The organism is Succinimonas amylolytica DSM 2873, from assembly GCF_000378405.1.
Lineage (GTDB): Bacteria > Pseudomonadota > Gammaproteobacteria > Enterobacterales > Succinivibrionaceae > Succinimonas > Succinimonas amylolytica.
Map to the genome: position 1 here is coordinate 573,520 of NZ_KB899637.1, position 24,085 is coordinate 597,604.

The window sequence follows — 24,085 nt, forward strand, 5'->3', positions numbered from 1 at the left end:
GTACTGGCCGATACCAGTATAACCCGCAGGATGTCAGAGCTTGGCCGTGAGGCTCAGCGTCAGAAGGATAGCGCCGATTTTGACGCCATCAAAATCAGTCTGGCCTCTCCTGAGAAGATCCGCGCCTGGTCCTGGGGCGAGGTTAAGAAGCCTGAGACCATTAATTACCGTACCTTCAAGCCGGAGCGTGACGGTCTTTTCTGTGCCAAGATCTTCGGACCGGTGAAGGATTACGAGTGTCTTTGCGGCAAGTACAAGCGCCTCAAGCATCGCGGTACTGTCTGTGACAAGTGCGGTGTTGAGGTGACTCTCTCCAAGGTACGCCGTGAACGTATGGGACACATTGATCTTGCAGCTCCGGTAGCACATATCTGGTTCCTGAAGTCTCTGCCTTCCCGTATCGGCCTTATTCTGGACATGAAGCTTAAGGATATTGAAAGTGTTCTTTATTTCGAAAGCTATGTGGTAACTGATCCTGCTGATACCGACCTGGAAACCGGTCAGATTCTGTCCGAGGACGAATACTATGAGCGCGTCAGCAATGATGAGTATTTTGAGGCCAGAATGGGCGCCGAGGCTCTTTTGGAGCTTCTTAAGAATGTGGACCTCAGCCTTGAAATCACCAAGGTGCGCGAGGAGCTGGACAGCACCACTTCTGAGACTGTCAGAAAGAACCTGACCCGCCGTCTTAAGCTTATGGAGGACTTTGTGGCCTCTGGAAACCGTCCGGAATGGATGATCCTTACCGTCCTTCCGGTACTTCCTCCGGATCTCCGGCCGCTGGTACCGCTGGAGGGTGGCCGCTTTGCGACCTCTGATCTTAATGAGCTCTACAGACGTGTTATTAACAGAAATAACCGTCTTAAGAGACTTCTCGAGCTTAATGCCCCGGATATCATTGTCAGAAACGAAAAGCGTATGCTCCAGGAGTCTGTGGACGCTCTGATGGACAACGGCCGCCGTGGCAGACTGGTCACCGGCTCTAACAAGAGAGCTCTCAAGTCTCTGGCAGACATGATTAAGGGCAAGCAGGGCCGCTTCCGTCAGAATCTTCTCGGCAAGCGCGTTGACTATTCCGGACGTTCTGTAATCACCGTAGGTCCTTTCCTGAGAATGCATCAGTGCGGTCTTCCCAAGAAGATGGCCCTGGAACTTTACAAGCCGTTCATTTACGGCCGTCTCGAGGCCTCCGGATTTGCCACCACCATCAAGGCTGCCAAGCGCATGGTAGAACGCGAGGATCCCGAGGTATGGGATATCCTGGATGAGGTGGTTCGTGAGCATCCGGTGATGCTGAACCGTGCTCCGACTCTCCACCGTCTCGGTATTCAGGCATTTGAGCCCGTTCTTATTGAAGGCAAGGCTATCAGACTTCATCCTCTGGTATGTACCGGCTTTAACGCCGACTTCGACGGCGACCAGATGGCAGTGCACCTGCCGCTGACCCTGGAGGCTCAGCTCGAAGCACGTGCGCTCATGCTTTCCACCAACAATCTGCTTTCACCGGCTTCCGGCGAACCTATTATCGTTCCTTCTCAGGACGTGGTTCTGGGGCTTTACTACATGACCAGAATGCGCGTGGGTGCCAAGGGCGAGGGTATGATTGTGGCCGATGCCGAAGAGGCAGAGCGTCTGTACCGTACCGGACTTGCCGATCTCCAGGCCCGTATCAGATGCCGCATTGTAGACTACCGCAAGCTGCCTGACGGTACCTTCGAGGAAAACTCCTCTATTCGTACCACTACTATCGGCCGTGCCATCCTCTCGGTGCTGATTCTCCCGAAGGGACTCAGCTATGATCTCATTGATCCTCCGAGAAAGCTTACCGCTGAGGAGCAGGAATCCCTCAGACAGCATCCTGAGAGCTGGTTCAAGTACGTTTCCAATGAACCTCTTGGCAAGAAAAAGATCGGAGCGCTTCTGAATGCCTGCTACCGTGCTCTCGGCCTTAAGGACACTGTAATGTTCGCCGACCGTATTATGTACACCGGCTTCAGATTTGCAGCTCTTTCCGGCTGCTCCATCTGCACCGACGACATTCTTATCCCCAAGAGCAAGGCAACTCTGCTTTCTGAGGCCGAGAAGGCGGTTAACGAAATTCAGAGCCAGTACGAAGGCGGTGAAATCACTGTGGGCGAACGCTACAACAAGGTGGTGGATATCTGGGACCGCGCTTCCAAGAACCTTTCCCGCGTGATGATGGAAAACCTCCGTACCGAGGAGGCTGTCAACATCCTGGGTGAAACCGAGAAGCAGGCATCCTTCAATACCATTTATATGTACGCCGACTCCGGTGCCCGTGGTTCCGAGAAGCAGATTTCCCAGCTGGCAGCCATGCGCGGACTTATGTCAAAGCCGGACGGCGCCATCATCGAGACTCCTATTACCTCCAACTTCCTTGAAGGTCTGGACGTTCTTCAGTACTTCATCTCGACTCACGGTGCGCGCAAGGGTCTTTCCGATACCGCGCTCAAGACCGCTAACTCCGGTTATCTGACCCGCCGTCTTGTTGACGTGGCTCAGGATCTCGTGATTACCGAGGATGACTGTGGCAGTACCGACGGTCTCTGGATTACTCCGCTTTCCTCCGGCAACAGCGCTGTGGAAAGTCTCCGTGACCGTGCTCTCGGCAGAGTGCTGGCTGAGGATGTTATTAAGCCGGGTACCAAGGATGAGGTGGTTATTCCCTATAACACTCTCCTGGACGAAAAGCTTTGCGATCTCCTTGAAGCTAATGGCATTGACCGTATCAAGGTGCGTTCTGCCATTACCTGTAACGCCAGATACGGTATTTGCGCTCACTGCTACGGCCGCGATCTGGCCCGCGGTATCCTGGTGAACCGCGGCGAAGCAGTAGGCGTTATGGCTGCTCAGTCCATCGGCGAGCCTGGTACTCAGCTTACCATGCGTACCTTCCACATCGGCGGTGCGGCATCAGCAGCAGCTGCGGACAATACCGTAGTGGTCAAGCGCGCTGGCAAGGTGATTATCAATGCCCGTACCATCACCCGTGAGGATGGCAAGCTGGTGGTGGTTTCCCGTTCCGCTCATCTCTATGTTGATGACGAAAAGTTCGAGAGCCATAAGCTTCCGTACGGCGCTGTGCTTTATGTCAAGAACGGCGAGAAGGTTGTCAGCAACACCACTGTGGCAGAGTGGGATGCCCACGCGCATCCGACGGTTTCGGAATACCATGGTTTTGTGAAGTTCCGCGATATGGAAATCGGTGTTACCATCGACCGCAAGGAAGACGAGGGTACCGGTAACTCCTATATCGAGGTTCGTGAATCTGCAAACCGCAAGGTAGCTCCGGTGAACCCTGGAAAGCCCAAGTTCAATCCTGGCGAGATGCCGGTGCTGTCCGATGAGGATTGCAAGGACACCGAGAAGGTCAAGGAATTTGAGGTTCGCCTGGCTCAGTGGAAGTCAGACAAGAAGCTTTACGATGCCCAGGAAAAGAATTACCGCAACTACATGTCTCAGATGAACGCGTACAAGGCCGTTATTGACATGCGTCCTACCATCTATCTGGTGGACGAGAACGGCTCTCCGGTACTTGATGCCAACGGCAAGGAAGTTTCCTACATGCTTCACGCCAAGTCCATTGTGCGTATTGAGGAAGACCAGGAAATCTATCCGGGTGATGTTATTGCTTCCATTCCGCAGAAGGCTGCCGGAACCAAGGACATCACCGGCGGTCTGCCGAGAGTGGCCGACCTGTTTGAAGCCAGAAATCCGAAGGAACCGGCAATTCTTGCCGAGTACTCCGGTGTGGTATCATTCGGCAAGGAAACCCGCATCAAGAAGAAGCTGGTGATTACTCCTACTGAGCTCGGTCCTGACGGCAAGCCTCTTGAGCCGTTCGAGATCGCCGTTTCCTCTTCACGTGACGTTAATGTCATCGAGGGCGACGAGGTTAAGAAGGGCGAGCCCATTGCTGACGGTCCGGAATCTCCCCATGATATTCTGCGCCTCCGCGGTGTTGAGGCGGTTGCCAACTACATTGTTTCCGAGGTTCAGCAGGTATACCGTCTCCAGGGCGTTAAGATCAACGATAAGCATATTGAGATGATTGCCCGTCAGATGCTGAGAAAGTGTGAAATCGTTGATCCGGGCGATTCCAAGGAGTTCATCAAGGGCGAACAGGCTGAGTATTCCTACGTGAAGAGCGATAATGAGGAGCTTAACAGACTGCACAAGAGACCGGTAACCTTTAACCGGATTCTCATGGGTATCACCAAGGCATCTCTCAATAACGAGTCCTTTATCAGTGCCGCCTCCTTCCAGGAGACCACCAGAGTTCTCACCGAAGCGGCAGTGGCCGGCAAGGTTGATGAACTGCGCGGTCTTAAGGAAAACGTCATTGTGGGACGTCTTATCCCGGCAGGTACCGGCTTCAGCTATCATGAGAGACGCCGCCGGGCAGCTGAGCTCCGGGCTCTTCAGTCCCGCGAGGGATCTGACAGCGTTGCTCAGACCGCAGCCGAAATTGCTTCCGATGAGCTTGCCAGAGGGCTTAGCGAGCTTGGCAGCATTACCAATGACTGACAGTCGTAACGGACTTTGATTTGTGAGCGGCTTTCGGGCCGCTTTTTCATATCCTGGGAGTTCTGCGATGCCGTTCTGACTGTTTTCATTCCGGCCTGTTCATTTTGCTGCTGCCATAGCAGCGGGATGGGGGCTGGAAATGCGGGCGGTGACTGCCGCTCCAAGGTCTGGATGTTATGAGCAGTTTTATGTAACTTGTTTTTGAAATGAAGAGTTAGCTTTTGTACTTTGCTAAATAAAACTGTTGTTATATGCTAATCTAAACTGTTGCTTTTGTTAATTTAAACTGTTATTTAGGTACATCCTCTATAGGCAGGTCGCTGCTAAGTGCAACCGTCATTTTGGCCTCATCCTTTTCTTTGGATTCGCTGGTTGCTATTTCTTTGAAACGTTTAGAAATCTCACTTATCACCTTGTTCCAAATAGGGACGATATCCCCTGTCTTTTGCTCTCTGATTTTAAGATGAAGCATTTCTATGAGATTCATGTTGGACAGGTCATATTCGCAGCCGGCGGCAATACTCAGGCAGTCTTCAATGATTTCATCATCAGTTGCCAGATCAGTAGTGCTGACAGTTTGCCTGGCAGTCTCTGCGATTCTGGCACGTGATTTATTCAGGGCTTCAGTAAAAACCGGTTTCGGAATTATCAGATCCTGATATTCGTTAATCTTTTGAATATCGTTATCCTTAAGAGCTCTGATCATGGGCTCAATTGATTGAAAGTTATCGTTAAAAACCGTTTTGATGGCACTGGCAGAGAGAGTTTCTCTGCCTATTTCCATTTCGCGCATCTCCGCCAGGACGAACAATTTCATGAGGATATCTATCACTCCCTGACTGCATTCATAAAGGGTTTTCCGGATGTCATCGGGAATCAATACCGGATCATTCTTCAGGATCCGGTGTGACCAAAGATCTATGATAAATTCATCCCACTCGCCTACAGTTCCATTATTGCCTGGTATCAGACGGTTCCAGTAGTAAACACCGCAGCTGGCAAAACGCCGGGCGATCCTCAGATTATCTTGAAAGAACTGCAACGCCTTGGGGGTGCCAACATAGAGAACCGGTATTTTCAGGGTGTTGGAGAGACTGACCAGGAAATTAAACAGGATCTCATGATTGTGCCGGTAATGAACAAGATTCTGGATTTCGTCAATAATGAGAAGTCCCACCTTGTGCTTATCCATAAGCCTCAGCGCGCGGGCCATCAGTATTTCCAAAGTTATGCGGCGGCTGTTAAGAAAGCCATCCGCATAATTCTGCCTCACGCAGTTTGCCAATTCGGAGATTATTCTGGTAAAAAGAACTTTGACGCTGCCGTCTGCGGGACAATCCACCTTCAGGTAAATTGCCTGAATAAAATCCTCTTCCCCTTTGCGCTTATGCCGAACAGCTCGCGGAAAGAGGCCTAAAATCTTCTCTATCGCATAGGATTTGCCGATGCCGGAACATCCAATGACAGCTGCAGAGAGACAGCTCTGCGTCTTGCTGAAGGGCTCATTTATTTTGTACTGCTCTTTAACCTCTTCCAGAGTGGGAATATGGTCTGCCTCTTCGTCTATGCTCCTGTTTTTGTATCCCAGTTTAAGTAGCAAAACAATAAGATTATGGATTTGAATATGACGTGCCAGAGGGAAGAAAGCATCTGTTGCCAGAGACATGAGGTAGTCTGAGCGCTGAATTCTGTTGGCATAGTCATTCGTCCTTTGCGGTTCGCTTTTCAGATGATCGCAGATGGTTCTGGTGGTCATGGAACTGAAGTCGGGCAGCACTGCTGTCAGAGGATTGGCTGTAATACTGGCATCCCGGCTGTATGAATAATTTGAAGGAGTAGCTTCCTGTATCTGACACTGCTGCCCGTTCGACGAAATCAGCTTGCCGGCATCGCAGGCCTCATCAGTGCCGCGGGCATTAACGGATACGCTATCAGCTTTTGATTCTGTCGTTGTTTCAGTCATGAATGTCCTTAATTGAAGTTGGATAATGATAATCTGACTCAGACTGTTCCATGCCAGAGGTTTCATTTACTTCTGATGGTGCGGCTGCGGATAATGCATTATCGGAAGTACCGGAAGCACTGTCTTCCGCATCTGATGAATTCGGAGCAGGCACACGCCGGTTATTCTTTTGCTCCCGACTGAATTCCTCCTTCCGGGCTTCGACCAGATCCTTAATTTTCTTTTTGGCTTCCTTTGTATCCGCGGTTTTCCGCTTCTCCGCTTCGCCGCATATTTCGCTCACTTTGCGGTTTGCCTTTTTTCTCATCTGGTCATACTCTTCCTGAGCTGCCTTATATGCCTCCTGCCGGGATTTGTTCAGATGCTGACCTTCCCATAATGTCATATTTTTGTACTGAGAGCACTGCGGAGCGAGCTGACATACCTTGTAATTTGTAATATTGTCTGGCTCATCAAAGAGATATGCCACTGATATATCTGCCGGATCCAGAGCAATCCATGCATTTTTTGGGCGATATGGCGTGCTGTTTCTGATAAATGCTCCGCTGGCGTCAAGTTCGCTGTTCCAATATCTCAGTGAGGTTATCGGTGCTCCTGAAGCCAGAATCCCTTCCCTGGAAAATGAGGCTTCATAGCGGGGCAGCATCAAGATTCTAATGGTGGCAATGCTGATTGTGTTAAGCAGACAGTTTCTTCCGGTTTTTTGCCCCCATTTCCATATTTCTATGCTGGAGGGCTTGCCATCCTGAGGATAGCCGTCAGGCAAGTAATCCCTCAGATGGTTATTGCATGCAATCGCCATTGTGATGGCAATTTCCATATATTTGGATAGTGTCAGCGTCGCATAAGGACGCAGATCTTCGGCTCCGGCTTTTTTCAGCTTAACCTTGCTGGGTTTTGCTTTAATAAACTCTGATACTGAACTCTGAATGAGTTCTATAAGCCTTTCCACATTGCCTTTCTGATCACCGCGGTAGGAGCCTGTATTGTGCAGTGTTATTCCCAGATTTCCGACCAGAAGATCGCTCTGATACCCCATAAGTTCAGCGTTATCGCACACTATTTGCGCCGGAATTCCGCTGCATGGCCACGCATCTTCAGTGATTTCCACTCCGTAACGCCTGCAAAACTCTGCTTTAGGAGCAAATGCTGAATAGAGAGTATCCGATGCGGAATTAAATGTTGCAGACTCTAAGGTTACATTGATGCCGACAATCATTCCGGAGAAGACATCAGAAACTATGTAGAGGGTAGGTCTGCCGACAACCTGATTAGGATCTCTGGAACTTACGAGATAGACATCATCAGTGGTTGAGTCAATTTCATAAATCCCTCCCGGCCCCTCTGTCATATCAGCTGCCTTACCTCTGAGCGACCTTATGTCCTTATTAAACCTGATGGCGGTATTCTGTTTTATGGCTCTCTCAAGTTTGGTGTAATGCTGTTCAAAGTAGTATCGCAGCTGTGTTCTGCTTGGTGCCGGCGTGCCTGGATACTTCCTTTCCCACTCATCAAGACTGTGTATGTACGCCTTGTCCATGGATACATGATTCTGTTTCAGCAGGTATTTTTTGCAGATCATTTCCAGATGAGCTTCCATTTCCGGGGAACGCGGGCATTTTCCCTTGCGTCCGCTGCTATGAATTCCTGTTGTCCGGCCGCTTTCCGGAATAAGAGCAGTTACAGAAAGTCCTTTTTTCCAAAAGGCTAACAGATTCCTTTTCAGCTTGATAAGCAGTTTTTTATCGCCTCCGGCTGCATCTCTGAAGACAGCCTTTCTGGTGATCGGATTGTACAGCCTGGGATCGCTGACCAGTTCCTGAATTGAATCAAATCTGCTTTGCGCCCGTTCCAGGAGTTTTGGCGAAACAGCGGACATCCTGAGCCCCTCATAGGGATCCCGCAGATTTTTTGCCGCTCCGTTTTTGAAGGCATCAGCAATTTGCTCAGCAGAATAATTCTCCAGTTCCAAAGTATCGTGGTACAGAGGGAAAAGAACAAACTCATTCTCCATCTGCCAGATAATGCGAAAGCAGGTGCCATCAATTTCCAAAACATCATTTACCGCTGTCATGACTTGTCTCTCCGTCTGCTTGTTTCTGTGACATCTTAGAACCCTATGGGGGTGAAATCCTTAAGAAGCGAAGATGTTATGGGTTTTTCGGACATGGGAAAATGCCAGAGGTTCCAGGCCACAAGCATGCGGAGGCAGTCATTGATCCTCAGTGGATATCCATGCAGTTCAATAATCTCACTGCATTCACTGTACGGAAGTTCCGGGGCTGTCGCTGTGATCTCCTTCATAAGTTCACTGATGGCATTTCTGTCATCATCAGTTATTTCTGTCAGGATATTTCGAGTGCCTGAAATAAGTTTGAAATTGGATTTAAGAATGGGCGAGAAATCTGATGACAGCCAGATGGCGAAAGGGATCCCTTTGCGTTCCCAATACTTTCGTTCTATCTGGAGCTTGCTGTTGGTGCGCGGATCCATAATCGTCTGTTTTGAATCCTTTACCTGAATAGCTTTGTAGTATAAATGATCGCCTTTCTTATACGTCACCAGAAAATCAGTGGTCATGACTATATCACGACCTCCGATTCCGGGGTGGATCAGACGCATTTCCTTGCAAATATCCCTGGTGTTTGCTGGATCAATCGGAAACTGTTCCCTGACGTCCGCTACATCATTCTGCCATTCAAGGATATAAAAAGCTATTGCTTCGCCAAATGACAAAACATTAATGACACGCTGTAGCTTCCTGCTCCACATGCGACTGCATCCGACAGGTGATCTAACATCTCTTACCGTTAGCCATGAGACATAATCTTTAAGCTCGCCTTGTCCTCTTCCGAGCTGTACCCATCTCTCATAATCATCAGCAAAGTTTGTCCTTGCTTTTGGCATAAAACCATCCTCCACAAACGTTATGAGTTCATGGTAACAGTTTATTTAGCAAAGTAAACAAGTTAATTTAGCAATTTACAACTGTTTTATTTAGCAAAGTACAGCTTTATGAACAGAATTAATAAATCCCTGGCAGCTGCCACTGTGGTTCTGGGAGTTGGTTTTGCAGCGTTACTGACGCATACCCTTACGGAGGTGCCGGCAGATCCTTCCTGTTCCGGCATTCCGGAGCTTCAGGCCGGGAGCTCTGCAGTATCTGCCGCCCCGGGGGTTAAAAGGGAGGCCCTGAGTCTCTGGACTAATGAAGCCCCGGCTAAAAAGGCGCTTCTGGAATATCTGGAAGCCATTACCGAAAAATCCGGAACTGACTATATTCCGGAGCAGGATCGTATTGCTGTTTTCGATCTGGACGGCACCCTGTTCTGTGAAACAGATCCGAACTATTTTGATTATATGCTTCTTAAGTATCGGGTTCTTGATGATCCGGACTATCGGGATCGGGCTTCCGAATTTGAGCGGAAAGTGGCCCTGAAGATTCAGGAGCAGAATGAAACCGGCAAGGCCTTTCTCGGTCTTGAGACCGAGCATGGCCAGGCAGTGGCTTCAGCCTTTCGCGGCCTGACAATGGAACAGTTTGATGCCTATATCCAGGAATTTAAGAAACAGCCTATGCCCGGCTATGACGGAATGCTGCGGGGGCAGGGCTTCTACCGCCCTATGCTGGAGATTGTGGATCTGCTTCATGATAACGGTTTTACCGTTTATGTAGTCAGCGGTACCGACCGGTTTATTGTCAGGGGAATTCTCCATAATTCTCCTTTGGCGCTTCCGGATCGTCTGATTATCGGATCGGATGAAAACCTGATTGCCTCCGGGCAGGGGGAGACTGCCGGTCTTAGCTATACCATGACCCGGGATGATTCTCTTGTTCTGGGCGGCGAGTTCCTCATTAAGAACCTTAAAATGAACAAGGTGACGGTTATTATGCAGGAAATCGGTCAGAAGCCGGTTCTGGCTTTTGGCAACAGTACCGGAGACAGCAGCATGGCCCAGTTTGTAACCTCCGGGAACAAATACCGCAGCCTCGCATTTATGCTGGCGGCGGATGATCTGGTCCGGGAAAATGGCAGCATGGCCAAGGCCGAAAAGATGTATGACCTCTGTCACCAGTTCAGCTGGATTCCCATTTCCATGAAAAGTGACTGGAAAACTATTTATGGCGACGGGGTAACCAGAAAGGTTCCGGTTGCTGCAGCCGGGGAACAGTCTTCTAAATAACCGCAAAATCTCCCCGGGACTCCGGGGGCGGGAATCACGGGGCTTTCAGAGCGGAGGATGCCGGAGAAGGGCTAAAGGCAAATTCTCCGGCGCAGATCTTCTGAGGGCGGTCTCCCGGGAACAGGCCCTGAGAACTGCCGCCGGCCGGCAAGGCTAGTCAGTCATGCGATCCCCGGTTTCCTGCACATACTCCTCCCGGAGTTCAATGATATTGATATGGTCCAGGCCGCGTTTTATCCTGGCGGACAGCCAGTTCATAAAGCGCTCTCCCTTTTTGTTAAGTCTCCCGGGACTTTCCTTCTGGCGGAGAAGCAAGCCGGCGGCGGTACGCAGTTTTTTCCAGAAAGAATAAAAGGGGAGCTTGATCTTCACCATATACCCCGAAGCGTCCTCGATTACATACCCTTCTACATGCTCGGCCAGGAGATCCGGAGTTTCCTGCCGCTGTTCGTTATACCAGCTCTGAAACTCCTCCGGTGAATTAAGAACGGTACAGAGTTTTTTAACCGGAAGTCCGAGACGTTCTCCCAGGGCAGTGAGCTCCTGGTAGCTCCTCCGGGAGAATTCCATAGTGTTCTCCACAATGTCCAGCAGTACCACACTGCTTTCGGGATAACGGATAATGTGGGGATCGTTGACGGTATCGATGCATTCTGTCACCAGGGTTACCGGGTTTTCCGCCAGGTATTCCCGGAGGGCCTCCGGATCCTGGCACTTTTCATCCAGCAGCTTTCGGAAAAAACCGGCATATTCCGCCAGGGGGTTGGACTTGGAGGTGGTGAAGAGTTCCCCGTTATAGAGGGATACCAGCCCCAGAAAGCCGTTCTCCTTCCGGAAGACCCGTACCGGGAAACGCAGTGAGGCTTTAAGGGCTTCCAGTCTGGTTTCCGGACGTTCCTCAATATTGAAGAATTTGCGGTACCCCCGGGCTACCACGGTTCCGGTCCCGGTATCGATAAAAAGCCCCCGGGCGGTAATGGTCTGCTCATTCCAGATTTTTCGTTCAAAGGCCTGGGTGGTGAAATTGAAGGAGGAGACGCTGCCGAAATTCTTCTCGATAATGAACCGGTTTTTGCGCAGCTGTTCTACCAGCTCCGGAACGTCGAGGCTGCGGGAGGGATCAAAGATCCGGTTTTGGTATTCCCGGGACGTGATGGCGTTTTCGGATATTTCCAGAACCCGGAGATTGCCGCCGCACTCCACCTTTCCCTCCAGACAGTACACGTTGTCAGAAAGCCGTACCGGCGCCTCCTTGCTGCTCCGGTGTCCGAATACCTGGATAAAGTCATGCGGCTGTGTCCGGGCCCAGGAGGCGGCGATCTTGTCAGAATCCGCATAGGATCCCACGCCGTAAATGAGATCCCGGGCCGCAACTCCCGGAAGTCCCAGAGGCGGGAGAGCCGGAATGCCTCCGTGGCATACCAGAAAGGTTTTTCCGAAACAGGAGAAGTACTCGCACTGGCGCAGCCGGCGGCAGAACATGCGGATCTCCTTTTTGTCGATCCCTGCGATCTCGTCTTTGGTGCGCCGGAGGAATTCACTGTCGGTTACGGGGACGTCCTCGGCGTAGCTTCTTAGCGATTCCTCGTGGTTACCCTCGATGAAATGACAGTTTTTGCGATCCCGGATCCCGAGCATGAATTTCAGAACGGCGGCGTTTTCAAGGCCGCGATCCAGAAAGTCGCCGATAAAGATATAGAGTTCGTCATCCCGGATTTCGGGAAGAGCTTCCCTGAGTACGGTGTGGCAGCCGTGGATATCTCCAATGACATGGATTTTTTTCCAGCAGGAGTAATCTGCGGGTTTCAGGATAATGGCCGGTTTCTCAGTCATTTTTGTGCTCCTAAATAATAATTTCTTCGTTATGGCTGAAGATTCGGATACAGGACGGCACCTCGCATTTAAGAAGATTCCGGTGCATTCTCAGAATTTCCCGTTCCGGAACTGCCTCCAGCGGCGGTCTTTCCTGATTCCGGCGCAGGCATTCCTCCAGGGGCACGTCAGAAAAATCCGCCATGAGTACCCGGTACCGCCGTTCCTTTGCGAGGTGGCGGTATCTGATGTAGTCCTGGGTTTTTACGTGGCAGGCATCCACTACGGTGAAGTCGCCCCTGGAGATCCGGTTCTCCAGCATTTCGTCAAAGCATTCGAATACCAGTCTATTAACCTTCTGGGAGATGCCGATTTTGCCAGCGGTGTCCATCAGCGGTGCGGAGAACATGAGCCGCAGCCTGTCGGGGGAGATGGTGTAGGATTCAAGATGGTGTTCGCGAATCCAGGTGGATTTCCCGGAACCCGGTAGTCCCCGGGTGATAAGAAGAATTCTCATTTGCTGCTCCTGTTTATTCTGGCTGTGCTGATAATGCTATAAGTTTGTAATAAAGGGGACTGATTTTAAGGCAGTGCGAAACAGGACAGAGGGCTTTTGTTTTACAGCCAGTCTGTCTTAGGAAATGCGGTATGCTCAGGAATGTTTCCGGCGGCAGAAAAAGCGGCAGGAATAAACAGTTTGCCGATCATGCTGTCCAATGCTGTCTGAACTTGATTTAAGATCCCAAACCGGTATCGGAAGGGATACAGAACGTTATCCTACTACACAGATTACTGGATTTTTTCGAATCCGGAGAACAGAGGAGATGATCAGTGAACAGGTTCACAGTTTTTCTTCGTAAGACCGGTGATTCCCCGAATCAGGACCCGGCGGTGTGCCAGCTTTTTGAAAACGTCTGGTCCCAAGGAACCGTGCGGAGGTCAGAAATGCAGATTGCCTTTCCGTTCTTGTGCCATGACAATGAGGTTCAGATGAGAGAAATGCAATAATGCAGTGATGATTTCAGCATTTACAGGGAATAATATCCATGATCCGGGAAAGATATGAGATACTGTCCGGACCCGGGGCGTACGCTGCGGCGTTAGTCTCCGTGCTTCCGGGAAGAACCTTAAATGCAGCGCGCTGAGCTTAAGATTTTCGCCGGAAGCTCCCGGGACTTTATTCTTACTGCTGCTGTCCGGAAGAAACTTCAGGCGGCACTGCTGTCGTCCGGGGCGGTAATAGTGCCGGGAAGGGGAATCGATGGGAATGACCGGAAACACTGACAATGCAGGGGGGGGCAATGCCTAAGAGACCAGGAAGGGCTTTTTTGCTTTCTTTAGCCGGTGTCTGGGAGGCGGTCTGTTTGATGACGGCCTGTCCGGAAGCCTTGGGTGCGGCACCTAAGGCTTCGGATGAACACGGGATAACGACCATGGTCAGGGAACAAAAAACTGTAAGATGCCAGGTATGCGGTGCTCTGGAGCCTGAGACCTCCAAATTCTGCAGCGAATGCGGTGCCGTGCTGGATCGGAACGGAGGAGTTCCGGTGCCGGAAATCAATTCCGGGAATGCCGGTTCCGCCGCAGGCCCCTCGTGCTTTCCGAACGGCGTGACTGGAATTGCTGAAGGAATGAGTTATTTGCCGGAAGATGATGTTCCGCCGGGGCCCGATGACAGCGGACTTAAGCTTCTTGTGGACTGCTGCCGGAAGACTATTGCCACTAGTCTGGGGGACGGCCATGAGGAAACGGTTCTGTATCTTGACGAAAAAAACGGTGATTACCAGATTCATACCTATGTCAAAAATCCGGGAGCCCGCCGGGAACGCCATCGGGGGTTTAGAACGGACCGGGCGGCACTGGATGCGGTGATGACACGGATTGCAGAAAAGGAGCTTGGGCAGTTTTCCGGGCACAGGGAGTTTCCGATGACTGGCGGAGAATATGTCTGCAAGTATCTCTCCTCTGACGGCCGGATTATCCGGCTTTCCACGTCGAATGTTCCTTACAGGATGCATGGCGAGCTTTACGGTGTGGGAATGCTTCTGAATAGCTTTATTGACCAGAGGAGAGAGATTTTGCCGGAAGAATCCGTTCAGGAACAGTAGTGCCGGAACAGGCATGGCAAATGCGGAGATATCCGGATTTTGGAAAAGTACCGGTAAATGGTATTGAAACATGTGATATTATGGATACGCGTTCGGATTGTCTTTTTGAAGGAGTCAAATAATGAAATCAGCAAAATTTGCGGCCACTGCCGTGATGCTTCTGGCTTTTACGTCTGCAGAGGCAGGGTTTTCAGACGGATTTTCCGCTGATAAGTCCGGTAGTTTTGAGGGCTTTTACAGCAATGGCTATCACTATTCGGTGGAAATTGAAAAGAACGGGGACGATACCTACAGCATGACCTACGGGGATTCCCAGGGGGCTTTGAATATCACAAGCTGCACGGCTACGGCCCGGAAAGATGGGGCACGTCTGGTGCTGACAACCCCGAAGTCCTGTGTGGATATTGAAATCGATGCCCAGTCCGGAAATGAAACGGTGACCAGAAGGTATGATGAGCCCGATACTCTGGTCTATGAGATAACCGCTGACGGCCTAAGAGAGGTTAGACAGGACAATTCCGGGGAGGTTACCGAGCTGAGCCGGGCCATTAAAGCAGGGAATTAGAAAGCAGGCCCCAGGAAGGACCAGAGGGGATTACCTCCGGTCCGGTTACCGGAATAGAATACTCCCAGGTTTTTGATTGAGAGCCTGGGAGTTTTTTGTGTGCTCGGCATGTTCTATATCTGTAGGGTGAAAGTCCCGAACACGACCGCTGGTGGTAAGTGTTAGCGAAGTCTCTACTCCGAGTTTGATACCGAGCCATGTGATATAATGCTCTAGGCTCGTTCGGGTCGATGGGCTTGCTATAAATTTTTGACTTGGTACTTAGCCTTGATTGATAAAGTGGAGGACTTTGAATTGTTATATGATTCCTTTAAGAAAGTTTATATTTGTGACTTTAAGATTCTTGAGGATGAACTTTTAGGCACTGACAAGTACGTCTCGATTGATAAGAAAAATTATAAAACATTCTCATCAAAATACATGCAGCTATTCTTGAGTATTTGTAGCGGGATAGACTCTTTAGCTGAAGAATTCTGCTCTGCTTTGGATGAATCCAACAATGTAAAAAATAAAAGAAGTAGTATGTTGCAAAGGTTCCAGCAGATAAAAAATGATTATTGCGGAAACATTGCGAATGAAATTGTGGAAGTTAATTTTGTTGGTTGTAGAGCATCTATTCATCCTTTTTCAAAATTTTCTGAACAGTCGTGTGGTGATTGGTGGCAAGATTATAATCACGTAAAACATAGAAGAGCAGGTGAAGTAGAATCTTCTAATGGAAATATGTTTAACTATGAATTGGCTAATTTAAAGAATGTCCTACAAGCTTTATCGGCATATTATTTATTGATTTCTTTGGTAAACCGCTTTTTGAGCCCAAACGGTGAACCAGTTGAGTCTCAGTTGTTTTCGTGTAAGTGATAGCAATATTTCCCGACCACCGTTATCGATGATCGGGATTTTTCTTTTACCCCAAAAATTCAGAACCGTTTTTGAACCGGAAAATCAGTCTGCCATCAGTATATGCCGTAACATAATCTAGCAGACCGCACCAGAGATTTTCGCTGAACTCCGAAATTTGCCCATTCTGCTCCTTTAGCTTTCTAATGAAATTCTCGATGATGTTGCGATGCTTGAGAAGATCACTAAGTTTTTTATCGACGAGCTTTTTCTGTTCTTCCGCTGAGCTAAATTTTTGAGCAATCGCATCGTAGCTTTTACGGTATTCGTTCTGATCCTGTGCAGTGGTAGCGTTCTGATGGATTAGCTGCCGTAAAGCTGAATCGTGCGTCTGCATCTCGGTCAAGAGACTATGCTGTTTCTGCTCCAGCTCAGAGGTATTAAGGGTGGCGGCAAGAGCCTCCTCACAGGCTCTGATTGCATTTACAGAACCTGTTAATAGCTTATTGACGGCAATTGTGAATCGTTCTTTAATCTGATTCTCATCAAGGTAAGGTGTGGTGCAGCGTTTATCTTTGTTCTTGTATTTGTTATTGCACTGCCAGATGATTCTTCGGAACTTATCGTTGGAGTGCCATACCTTTGAGCCGTACCATCCGCCGCAGTCACCGCACTTGATTTTGTTTGAAAGGAGGTGAACGCCACTGTGACGGTTGTTCCCGGATGTGCGACGTGCAAGTTCAGCCTGAACCATGTCAAAGGTTTGCGGATCGATAATGGCTTCATGGTTATTTTCCACATAATACTGCGGCACTTCGCCCTGATTGAGTTTCATCTTCTTGGTCAGAAAATCCTCGCAAAAAGTCTTCTGGAGTAGGGCATCTCCTTTGTATTTTTCGTTGGAAAGAATGCTTTTTACTGAACTGCTGCTCCATGTATCACGACCTGCCGGAGTCTTGATTTTCTCCTCTGTCAGTTTTCGTGCAATAGTGTGCGGAGTCATTCCTTTCAGGAACATGGCGTAGATCTGCTTAACGACTTCAGCCTGTTTCTTGTTAAGCACCAAATTGCCATCCTCGCCCCGGTCGTAGCCGATAAAATGCTTAAAGGGAACAGTTACCTTGCCGTCAGCAAATCTCTTGCGCTGTCCCCATGTGCAGTTTTCAGAAATTGAACGGCTTTCCTCCTGGGCGAGTGAGGACATGATGGTCAGTAGCACTTCGCCTTTGGCATCGAAAGTCCAGATATTTTCCTTCTCGAAATACACCTCCGTGCCGTTTTCCTTGAGCTGTCTGATGGTTGTGAGACTGTCTACCGTATTACGGGCAAAACGGCTCACAGACTTGGTGACGATAAGATCAATTTTACCATCAAGGGCATCAGCAATCATTCGCTTAAAGCCTTCACGGCGTTTGGTGCTGGTTCCGGTGATGCCCTCATCGGTGTACACATCCACAAACTCCCAGTCATCACGGCCTTTGATGTAGTTGGTGTAATAATCAACCTGTGCCGTGTAGCTTGAGAACTGATCGTCATGATCCGTTGAGACTCGCGCGTAACCTGCAACTTTCCTTTTATGCTTTGATGCGATGGGGGCAGACGAGAATCTGCCTAATGTCGCCGGTATGGTCTGAACCTTTCTAACTGTTACTGTCATTTTTTCTTTGCCTCCTTTAACTGTTTAAGTCTTTCGCTCATTGCCTTACGTCGTTCTTCAGTCCATTTTGTCTGTCTGACCTTGATGCAGTATTCAGCCTGCTCAGTATGACCATCAGTGAAGGTAAATTCCATAAGCCCGCTTCTGACCATTGTGATGTGGTCAATTTGTTTCATGAAAGCCTCACTGTCAAATTCCTCAAGTCCTAAAATACCAGCCGATATTTCCTTGAGTTCTTCTTCCGGAATGCCTTTAATGCCACAACCATTGCGGCATCTCCAGAATACTTTGTGATTTACTGATTTGTGTTCAGATTGACGTTTGACATTTTCACCGCAGCATCCGCATTTGATCCTGCATGTAAAAGGGTAGAAAGGTCCAATGCCTTTCAACATATAGTTCCGTCGAGATTCTCGATGTTTGTTTTTTAGCTCATCAGTCCAACAGTCTGTTCTGGCCTTAGAATGCCATTCTTTGCTGATCACTCCACCTTCTACGAAATTGAAAAGCAGAATACCTTGGCAGGGGACATCGATTCGTTCAATTCGTTTGCTAAAAATCTGCTCATCAAATTCATCAAGTCCTAAAACTTCAGAGCAACACTTCTTAATGATTGTTTCGGGAATTTCATTGGTTTCACAGAGTGCTGTGTTCTTGCGATGCCGACCGCAGTTCCAAGTGCGGTAATACCCATTGGCAGGTTGCAATGTTGAGTGGTATTTAACCCTGATTGATCTCGTGCATCTTATGAAGGAACTACCACATTTGCCACATCGGAGTTTTCTGGTAAAGCATGTAGTATTGAGGCTTTTATTAGCGAAAGGTCCCAATTCTCTTCGTCTGGCCATTTCCTCCTGAACAAAGCGGAATGTTTTCATGTCGATTATCGGCTCATGGGTATTTTCCACGAAATACTGAGGTAACTGACCAGTATTTTTAATATGCTTTTTGGTAATCGGATCATCGGTAAATTCTTTTTGCAGGAGCAGATTGCCTGTGTAGGTTATGTTGGTGAGCACAGTCTTAATACTGTGATCTCGCCATCGGCACCCATTTCTTGTTGTGATGCCTTCTGCTGCAAACTCTCTCTCTGTTTCAAGACGTGATTTCCCATCAAGGAAGTTCTGATAGATGCGTTTTACAATTTCGGCTTCATTAGGAATGATGACCAGATGATCACCTTCCCATCTGTAGCCGAAAACTCTTACTCGACCATGGGGAATGCCTTTCTGAAATCTTTTCCTAGCTCCCCATTTGACATTTTCCGAAATGCTCCGACTTTCCTCCTGGGCGAAAGAGGCAAGGAGCGTCAGCATCAGTTCACCATCGCCCGACAGTGAACGAATACGTTCTTTCTCGAACTGTACCTCGATGCCTAACTCCTTGAGCCTCCTCACCGTCTTGAGCAGGTCTACCGTGTTTCGGGCAAAACGGCTGATGGACTTTGTGAGAATAATGTCAATCTTCCCGTCCTCGCAGTCTCGTATCATTCGTTGAAACTCAGCTCTACGTTCAACATTTGTCCCGGAAATGAAACTGTCGGCATATATTCCTGCAAAGTCCCATTCAGGATTGTTCTGAATGAGATCGTTGTAGTAGCTGATCTGAGCTGACAGGGAATGATCCAATCTGTCAGATTCCATCGATACTCTGGCATATGCCGCCACTCGTTTTCGAGTGGGTGGGACAATTCTTTTTACATCAATTTTCTTTATCGTTTTCATAGCTATACCCCCGTTTTGATACCACTATTACTCACTCTTATCGCCTGACTTATCAAGTGATAGTGTTAAGAGTTTTCCAATAAGCGGGGTGAATGTCCTAATAAGAAAATCGTCGATTTTCTTGAACTCGGTTTTGGTAAATAACCCTTGTCTCATAAAGCATTCTGCAATATGGCGAGTAGTTAAATAGTTAAGTTCGGACTCAAACTGTTTCGGCGACATACGTTACTCCTTCATACCGGTGTTTGATGTAGCACGGATGGCTACAGAACTTCTGTGGATTTGGACCGTAGTAGGTGAATTCTTTTCCGCAACAGAGACAATTGACTGTGTGCGGATTACGGCGCTTGACCTGTTCAAGGTGCGAGTTCCACCAGGTTATACGACATTCATCAGTACAGAAGATGCGGCGTTTAACTTTTTCTTTCTGGGTGATCTGCTTGCCGCAACATCTGCAGAAAGATGGCAATACTGATGGTTTAAGATGATTGCTCCTGCATGCCTCTTTGCGGTTACCGGCAAGCCCCGAACGTTGGCAGTAACTTTTCACGGTGCTGACGGTCAGCCCAAGGGTATTGGCAATGGCGTTATAACTGAAGTTCTGTTGGCGCAGAGTTTTGATTACGGATTTCTGTTGTTCTGTCATGAATCTTTAACCTCCTACTTATCTAATGGACATGAAAGAGGTGTTTTGACGAAATTGACAGAAAAATATTTTTGAGTGATTAAGTGTTATACAGCGTAGTTTCGAGATGAAGGTTAAGGTAAGGTGCAAATCGGGAATGTGGCTGAGAGTTGATGAACAGATTTCGACAGGAGTAATAAATGAGGTGTGGCACAAGTTTAAAAATTTGTAATTTTACAAATTGAACACAAATGAACCACGGAATTTTGGTGAAAGTTGGCGAGAAAAACAAGGGAAACTTATGGATATAATTTCAGTGAAAGGAATAAAAAAAGTGGACTATCTTAATGTTTTTTATTCAGTACATTCATGCCTGGTCAATAATGAGTCTGGTACAAAAAATCTAAATATGCAATTTTACCAAAACACAACAAAATGAAGATTTCATCTCTGTGTTTTCGATATGAAAGGAGCTTTGTACAGTGCATAATTTATGCATAACTATGCTGATTTATATCACAGCCGCTTTTGCTTTTATTTCATTACACCAACGATCTAGGGTACTACTAACATTACCGAGATGGGCAAGCATATGTTCTTTGTTTAAAAGATAGATGAAGCAGATTATCTCTTGGGCAGTACGTCTTTTCTCTGTTTCCGATATAACCGACAGGAAATCAATTCCTAGGCTCTGAGTTTGTTCTTCTCTGTGGCTACCATTGTTTAAAACGATTCGGTACATAAGGTTTTTAAAGTAGGATTTATGTTCGGGACACATTCTAGACAAAATAGTCTCATCAGTCGAAACCTCAATAATTCCCTTCTTGTACTCAAAAGTTGCAAATGCTTCTAGTGCCTGTCGCATAATATTGCCTATGACAATATCGTATTCACCACCATCGCCACAGCCATAACGATAAATCATCTTAACAAGTTCTGTGTATTCCTGTCGCTTATACTCAAATCGTTTTAAAGCACAATTCTTTAATTCCAATAGATTGTATTTTGCTGCTTGCCCCGAAAATATTCTTTTCCATTCCGCTGATAATTCATTACAGATTTTTTCTAGATCAAATAATGTCAGTAAATCATGAGTTGTCACAATAGCTCTGCTGGTTGGATTTCCATTCAAGAATTGACCAAGCTTGTATTTTAGGAAGGATAAGATTCCGATTTTGTTTTCAAAATCAAAACTGGATATTGGATCATCAATAACAAGTAGATATTCGTCATTATAAGCAGTATCTTTATTCTTACCTTTCATTATACTGGTGAAGAAATAACAGAGCCCGATTATATTTCTCTCTCCAACGGACACATTCTTTGGAGGCACAGGTTTACCATTGGACAGAAGTTTATAGAAATCACCATCCCGTTCTATGGCAAGTCTATTTTCAGTAAAAAATATGTATTTTAACCCATTGTTGATGATATCAATTGCTATGTCAATCCGTTTCCTACGCCCATTTAATTCATCCAAGTTTTTACTTTTTTGGTTCATATCAGAAATAGCATCATCACATTCCTTTTTCACAGAGAGCTTTTCATTAGTTTGTTCATCAAGCTGTTTAGAAAAATCAATAACATCATAGTAAGCAATTTGATCATTTATAGATATTAGTGCATCAACTATGGGCTTTGTATTCACTGCGTTACTATTATGAGTTTCTTTCTCTACTTCAAGTGATGCTAGAGCTTTATCCAGTTTATTAATTAATTCGTCAATCTCTGAAAGTTCTTTATCAACAATTGGCGAATATGGTTCACATATTTTTTGTTGAAGCAACGTGTTGTTTGATCGTAAAGTAGTGTTTATTTCTACAGTCAAATTTACGCATTTTTGATATGATGGTAATGATGAAAAAGGAGAAAGTTCTAATATCAGTTCACTAGTTATTTGAGAATTTAACTCTGTCTGATGGCTCTTGACCTCATCTGATAATACCTGCTTAATTTTAGCAACCAAGTTTCTTTTGTAATCTTGTGTTAAATCCTGAAGACAATATGGACAGAACGTCGTTTTCTCATCTCTGATTTGAGCTATGCGTGCGTTTAATTCATCTGCTTTTCCTGACGCTACCATCGACAATAGATATTGCTCACGATCTGAAAGTTCTGGCCTTTCAATTTTCTTTTTGATTAGTTCATTAGCCGAGGAGACTGAATACTCCTTATAACTAGAAGGAATAGCAGGCACAACAGCAACAATTGTGGATGTACCTTTCTTTGCGTCTTCTAGCTCCTTCATCTTATTACTGAACTCAACAATAAGTTCATCTTTAGATTTCGTAGGGGACAGGTTAATAAACCTTTTGTATGTATCGTCATTCACGCGAGAATTCTGGCGTAATCCCCTTGCTTTACTGTCTCTTCCTGCCCATCCTTCATCTCGCTGAAGGGTGCAATGGATTTTATTGATATAATATCGAGGTGCCTTTGGGTTTGTACTGGTCTGATACTCTTCAAATCTATCTTTTGTTGATTTTACTAAGGCTTCTGCCAGCTCAAGTTCGCTCTTAGCCTGTTCAATCTGGGCTGTTAAATCAGCTTGTTCACCAAGCATAACAATAGATTCAAGTTTGTTTCCTACTATGCATACATTTTTAGATACATAATCCTCATCAAAAACATAAATGCTAGCTTTTTCGGTCTCTGATAATGTGATAGTCTGTTTCGCAGAATCAAGTGGGGTAGCTGTAATAGCACTAGAAAAATCTTCTCCCTTGATTTTCCGAAAAGACTTAGCAATTGTGCTTTTACCAGCACCATTACGACCATAAATTAATGAAATCTTAGAATACTTTTCATCTGATGAATCAAGTACAGGCAAATCGGTTTCTGAGGAGAAGTTTGCCCCCTGTAATTTGATTAAAGATAAATCTTTTAGCATAGTGTTGTACCTTCAATAAACTAAAACATCTATTATGCATTACAGAAGTACACGGTAAGTAAAGCAACCGAGCAATTCAAGCAAAAAAGTAGCAAGATGTCATAATGTTATACCATTTCTTATAATTATGAAACGGTTTAGATACTCGACATTATACAGACTTGTTAATTTATTACTATATTCCCAGTTTTCCATTAACATCGTCCGCAAAACTGCTTAATCGTTCCATTAGCCAGTTTCCAGGACAGGATTTCCTAGCGAACCACCTATGAACGGTCAGAAGCATTTCATTCTCCTTAACCTCATATCTTAAGGCTTTCTCCCGATCTGCAATCCATACAAGACGCTTTTTTCCATTCCTTCTGCAGATATCGACACAGAGTTTCACCAATGCAGAATACACCTCCGGTTTCATGGCATACGGCTCAGTCAGATCTGATGCGCATTCAATGGTTACGGCACGCTGGTCGTTGTCTCTTGATGATGAGCACCAGGATCGGTTCTGCTCATCAACGCAAAGGCCGATTCTGCCGTCAGCACCGATTGCATAGTTGCAGCTTGCCTGTCTGCTTCTGTCCTTAAAGCAGTCACAGATCCTCTCAACACTAAGCTGACCGACAACGGCATGAGGTGTGATTCTGCTGATGGAACAGGTCCTTTTCCCAGAATGGTTCGGACTCAATTTTGTAAAACTCACTAATGGACTATTTGCCATTTTCGTTCTCCTTATTTTCTGATTTATCGTGTAACTGGTTTAAAGCCTTTTTGACCACAGTCGGTATCGGCAGACCAAGGTGTGATGCATTCTCAAGAAGGCTGATGCCTTCGTTTGAGAGGTAAAAGAAAATTACTGCAGTCCGCAGAACACTCCCGGTCTGAAAGATCCTCGTATCCAGAATGGTGGCAACACCAACAAGCATGAACACGATTACCTTTCTGCAGATCCCTTTAAAGCCGATGGAGCTGGATAGATTGTTATCGACTATCCCGCACATGACACCGCTGATGTAGTCGATAACCGTAAAGGCAATCAGGGCATAAAGAAGACCATCACATCCTCCGAGAAAGTAACCCAGCCATCCGCCTATGCCCGTGAACATTGCCTGGAGCATATTCCAAAGCTCTCTCATTTTGTTTCTCCCAATAAAAAAGGCGACCTTTAAGCCGC

The 24,085-nt window shown here is 47.1% G+C and carries 18 protein-coding genes; 6 read left to right on the plus strand and 12 right to left on the minus strand.

The window, feature by feature from the left end; all coding sequences use genetic code 11:
- The first annotated feature begins 30 nt into the window (after positions 1-30).
- On the plus strand, positions 31-4,548 hold the full coding sequence (gene rpoC / locus F557_RS19830) for a DNA-directed RNA polymerase subunit beta' (protein ID WP_084761643.1): 4,518 nt from the start codon (positions 31-33) through the stop codon (positions 4,546-4,548).
- A 289-nt stretch (positions 4,549-4,837) separates the two neighbouring features.
- On the opposite strand, the gene F557_RS0112190 is transcribed toward rpoC, so the two are convergent.
- The 3 genes from F557_RS0112190 to F557_RS21355 are packed head-to-tail and all read right to left on the minus strand — an operon-like array spanning position 4,838 to position 9,418.
- On the minus strand, positions 4,838-6,511 hold the full coding sequence (locus tag F557_RS0112190; RefSeq protein WP_019002503.1) for a TniB family NTP-binding protein: 1,674 nt from the start codon (positions 6,509-6,511) through the stop codon (positions 4,838-4,840).
- Positions 6,504-8,585: a DDE-type integrase/transposase/recombinase gene (locus F557_RS0112195; RefSeq protein WP_019002504.1), complete on the minus strand. Its 2,082-nt coding sequence runs from the start codon at positions 8,583-8,585 to the stop codon at positions 6,504-6,506. Before F557_RS0112195 ends, F557_RS0112190 begins: the two co-directional genes overlap by 8 nt.
- Positions 8,586-8,620: 35 nt before the next feature.
- Complete coding sequence (locus F557_RS21355) at positions 8,621-9,418, minus strand: TnsA endonuclease N-terminal domain-containing protein (protein ID WP_084761635.1); 798 nt, start codon at positions 9,416-9,418, stop codon at positions 8,621-8,623.
- 108 nt (positions 9,419-9,526) lie between these two features.
- On the opposite strand from F557_RS21355, the gene F557_RS19840 reads away from it, so the two are divergent.
- On the plus strand, positions 9,527-10,696 hold the full coding sequence (locus F557_RS19840) for an HAD family hydrolase (protein WP_019002506.1): 1,170 nt from the start codon (positions 9,527-9,529) through the stop codon (positions 10,694-10,696).
- A gap of 153 nt (positions 10,697-10,849) precedes the next feature.
- On the opposite strand, the gene F557_RS19845 is transcribed toward F557_RS19840, so the two are convergent.
- Positions 10,850-12,529 carry an RNA ligase gene (locus tag F557_RS19845; protein ID WP_026297896.1) on the minus strand — a complete coding sequence of 560 codons (1,680 nt, stop codon included), beginning with the start codon at positions 12,527-12,529 and terminating at the stop codon, positions 10,850-10,852.
- A 10-nt stretch (positions 12,530-12,539) separates the two neighbouring features.
- Complete coding sequence (locus F557_RS21360) at positions 12,540-13,025, minus strand: AAA family ATPase (protein ID WP_026297897.1); 486 nt, start codon at positions 13,023-13,025, stop codon at positions 12,540-12,542.
- Positions 13,026-13,639: 614 nt separating this feature from the next.
- Here F557_RS21360 and F557_RS22320 point away from each other — a divergent pair.
- From F557_RS22320 to F557_RS0112255, 4 genes are all read left to right on the plus strand, one after another.
- The gene (locus tag F557_RS22320) at positions 13,640-13,792 is read left to right on the plus strand and encodes a hypothetical protein (RefSeq protein WP_019002510.1); all 153 of its coding nucleotides are present in this window, start codon (positions 13,640-13,642) and stop codon (positions 13,790-13,792) included.
- A 17-nt stretch (positions 13,793-13,809) separates the two neighbouring features.
- Complete coding sequence (locus F557_RS0112240; protein ID WP_157617873.1) at positions 13,810-14,616, plus strand: hypothetical protein; 807 nt, start codon at positions 13,810-13,812, stop codon at positions 14,614-14,616.
- A 121-nt stretch (positions 14,617-14,737) separates the two neighbouring features.
- Positions 14,738-15,181 carry a hypothetical protein gene (locus F557_RS0112250; protein ID WP_019002513.1) on the plus strand — a complete coding sequence of 148 codons (444 nt, stop codon included), beginning with the start codon at positions 14,738-14,740 and terminating at the stop codon, positions 15,179-15,181.
- 267 nt (positions 15,182-15,448) lie between these two features.
- Positions 15,449-16,042, plus strand: coding sequence for a hypothetical protein (locus tag F557_RS0112255; protein WP_157617874.1), 594 nt, complete (start codon positions 15,449-15,451; stop codon positions 16,040-16,042).
- 46 nt (positions 16,043-16,088) lie between these two features.
- Here the strand turns inward: F557_RS0112255 and F557_RS0112260 are convergent, their stop codons facing one another.
- The 7 genes from F557_RS0112260 to F557_RS0112295 form a co-directional block, all read right to left on the minus strand.
- Positions 16,089-17,678, minus strand: a complete 1,590-nt coding sequence (locus F557_RS0112260) for a recombinase family protein (RefSeq protein ID WP_019002515.1) — start codon at positions 17,676-17,678, stop codon at positions 16,089-16,091.
- Complete coding sequence (locus F557_RS19850) at positions 17,675-19,402, minus strand: recombinase family protein (RefSeq protein WP_019002516.1); 1,728 nt, start codon at positions 19,400-19,402, stop codon at positions 17,675-17,677. Before F557_RS19850 ends, F557_RS0112260 begins: the two co-directional genes overlap by 4 nt.
- Before the next feature lie 27 nt (positions 19,403-19,429).
- Positions 19,430-19,624, minus strand: coding sequence for an SHOCT domain-containing protein (locus tag F557_RS23590; RefSeq protein WP_019002517.1), 195 nt, complete (start codon positions 19,622-19,624; stop codon positions 19,430-19,432).
- Entirely contained in the window at positions 19,605-20,048 is a 444-nt protein-coding gene (locus F557_RS21850) for a hypothetical protein (RefSeq protein WP_084761636.1), read from the minus strand. The genes F557_RS23590 and F557_RS21850 overlap by 20 nt, the downstream gene beginning before the upstream one ends.
- Positions 20,049-20,538: 490 nt before the next feature.
- Positions 20,539-22,917 carry an AAA family ATPase gene (locus F557_RS0112285; RefSeq protein WP_019002520.1) on the minus strand — a complete coding sequence of 793 codons (2,379 nt, stop codon included), beginning with the start codon at positions 22,915-22,917 and terminating at the stop codon, positions 20,539-20,541.
- A 175-nt stretch (positions 22,918-23,092) separates the two neighbouring features.
- On the minus strand, positions 23,093-23,632 hold the full coding sequence (locus F557_RS0112290; protein ID WP_026297898.1) for a peptidoglycan recognition protein family protein: 540 nt from the start codon (positions 23,630-23,632) through the stop codon (positions 23,093-23,095).
- Entirely contained in the window at positions 23,622-24,047 is a 426-nt protein-coding gene (locus F557_RS0112295) for a phage holin family protein (RefSeq protein ID WP_026297899.1), read from the minus strand. The genes F557_RS0112290 and F557_RS0112295 overlap by 11 nt, the downstream gene beginning before the upstream one ends.
- Positions 24,048-24,085: the final 38 nt, after the last annotated feature.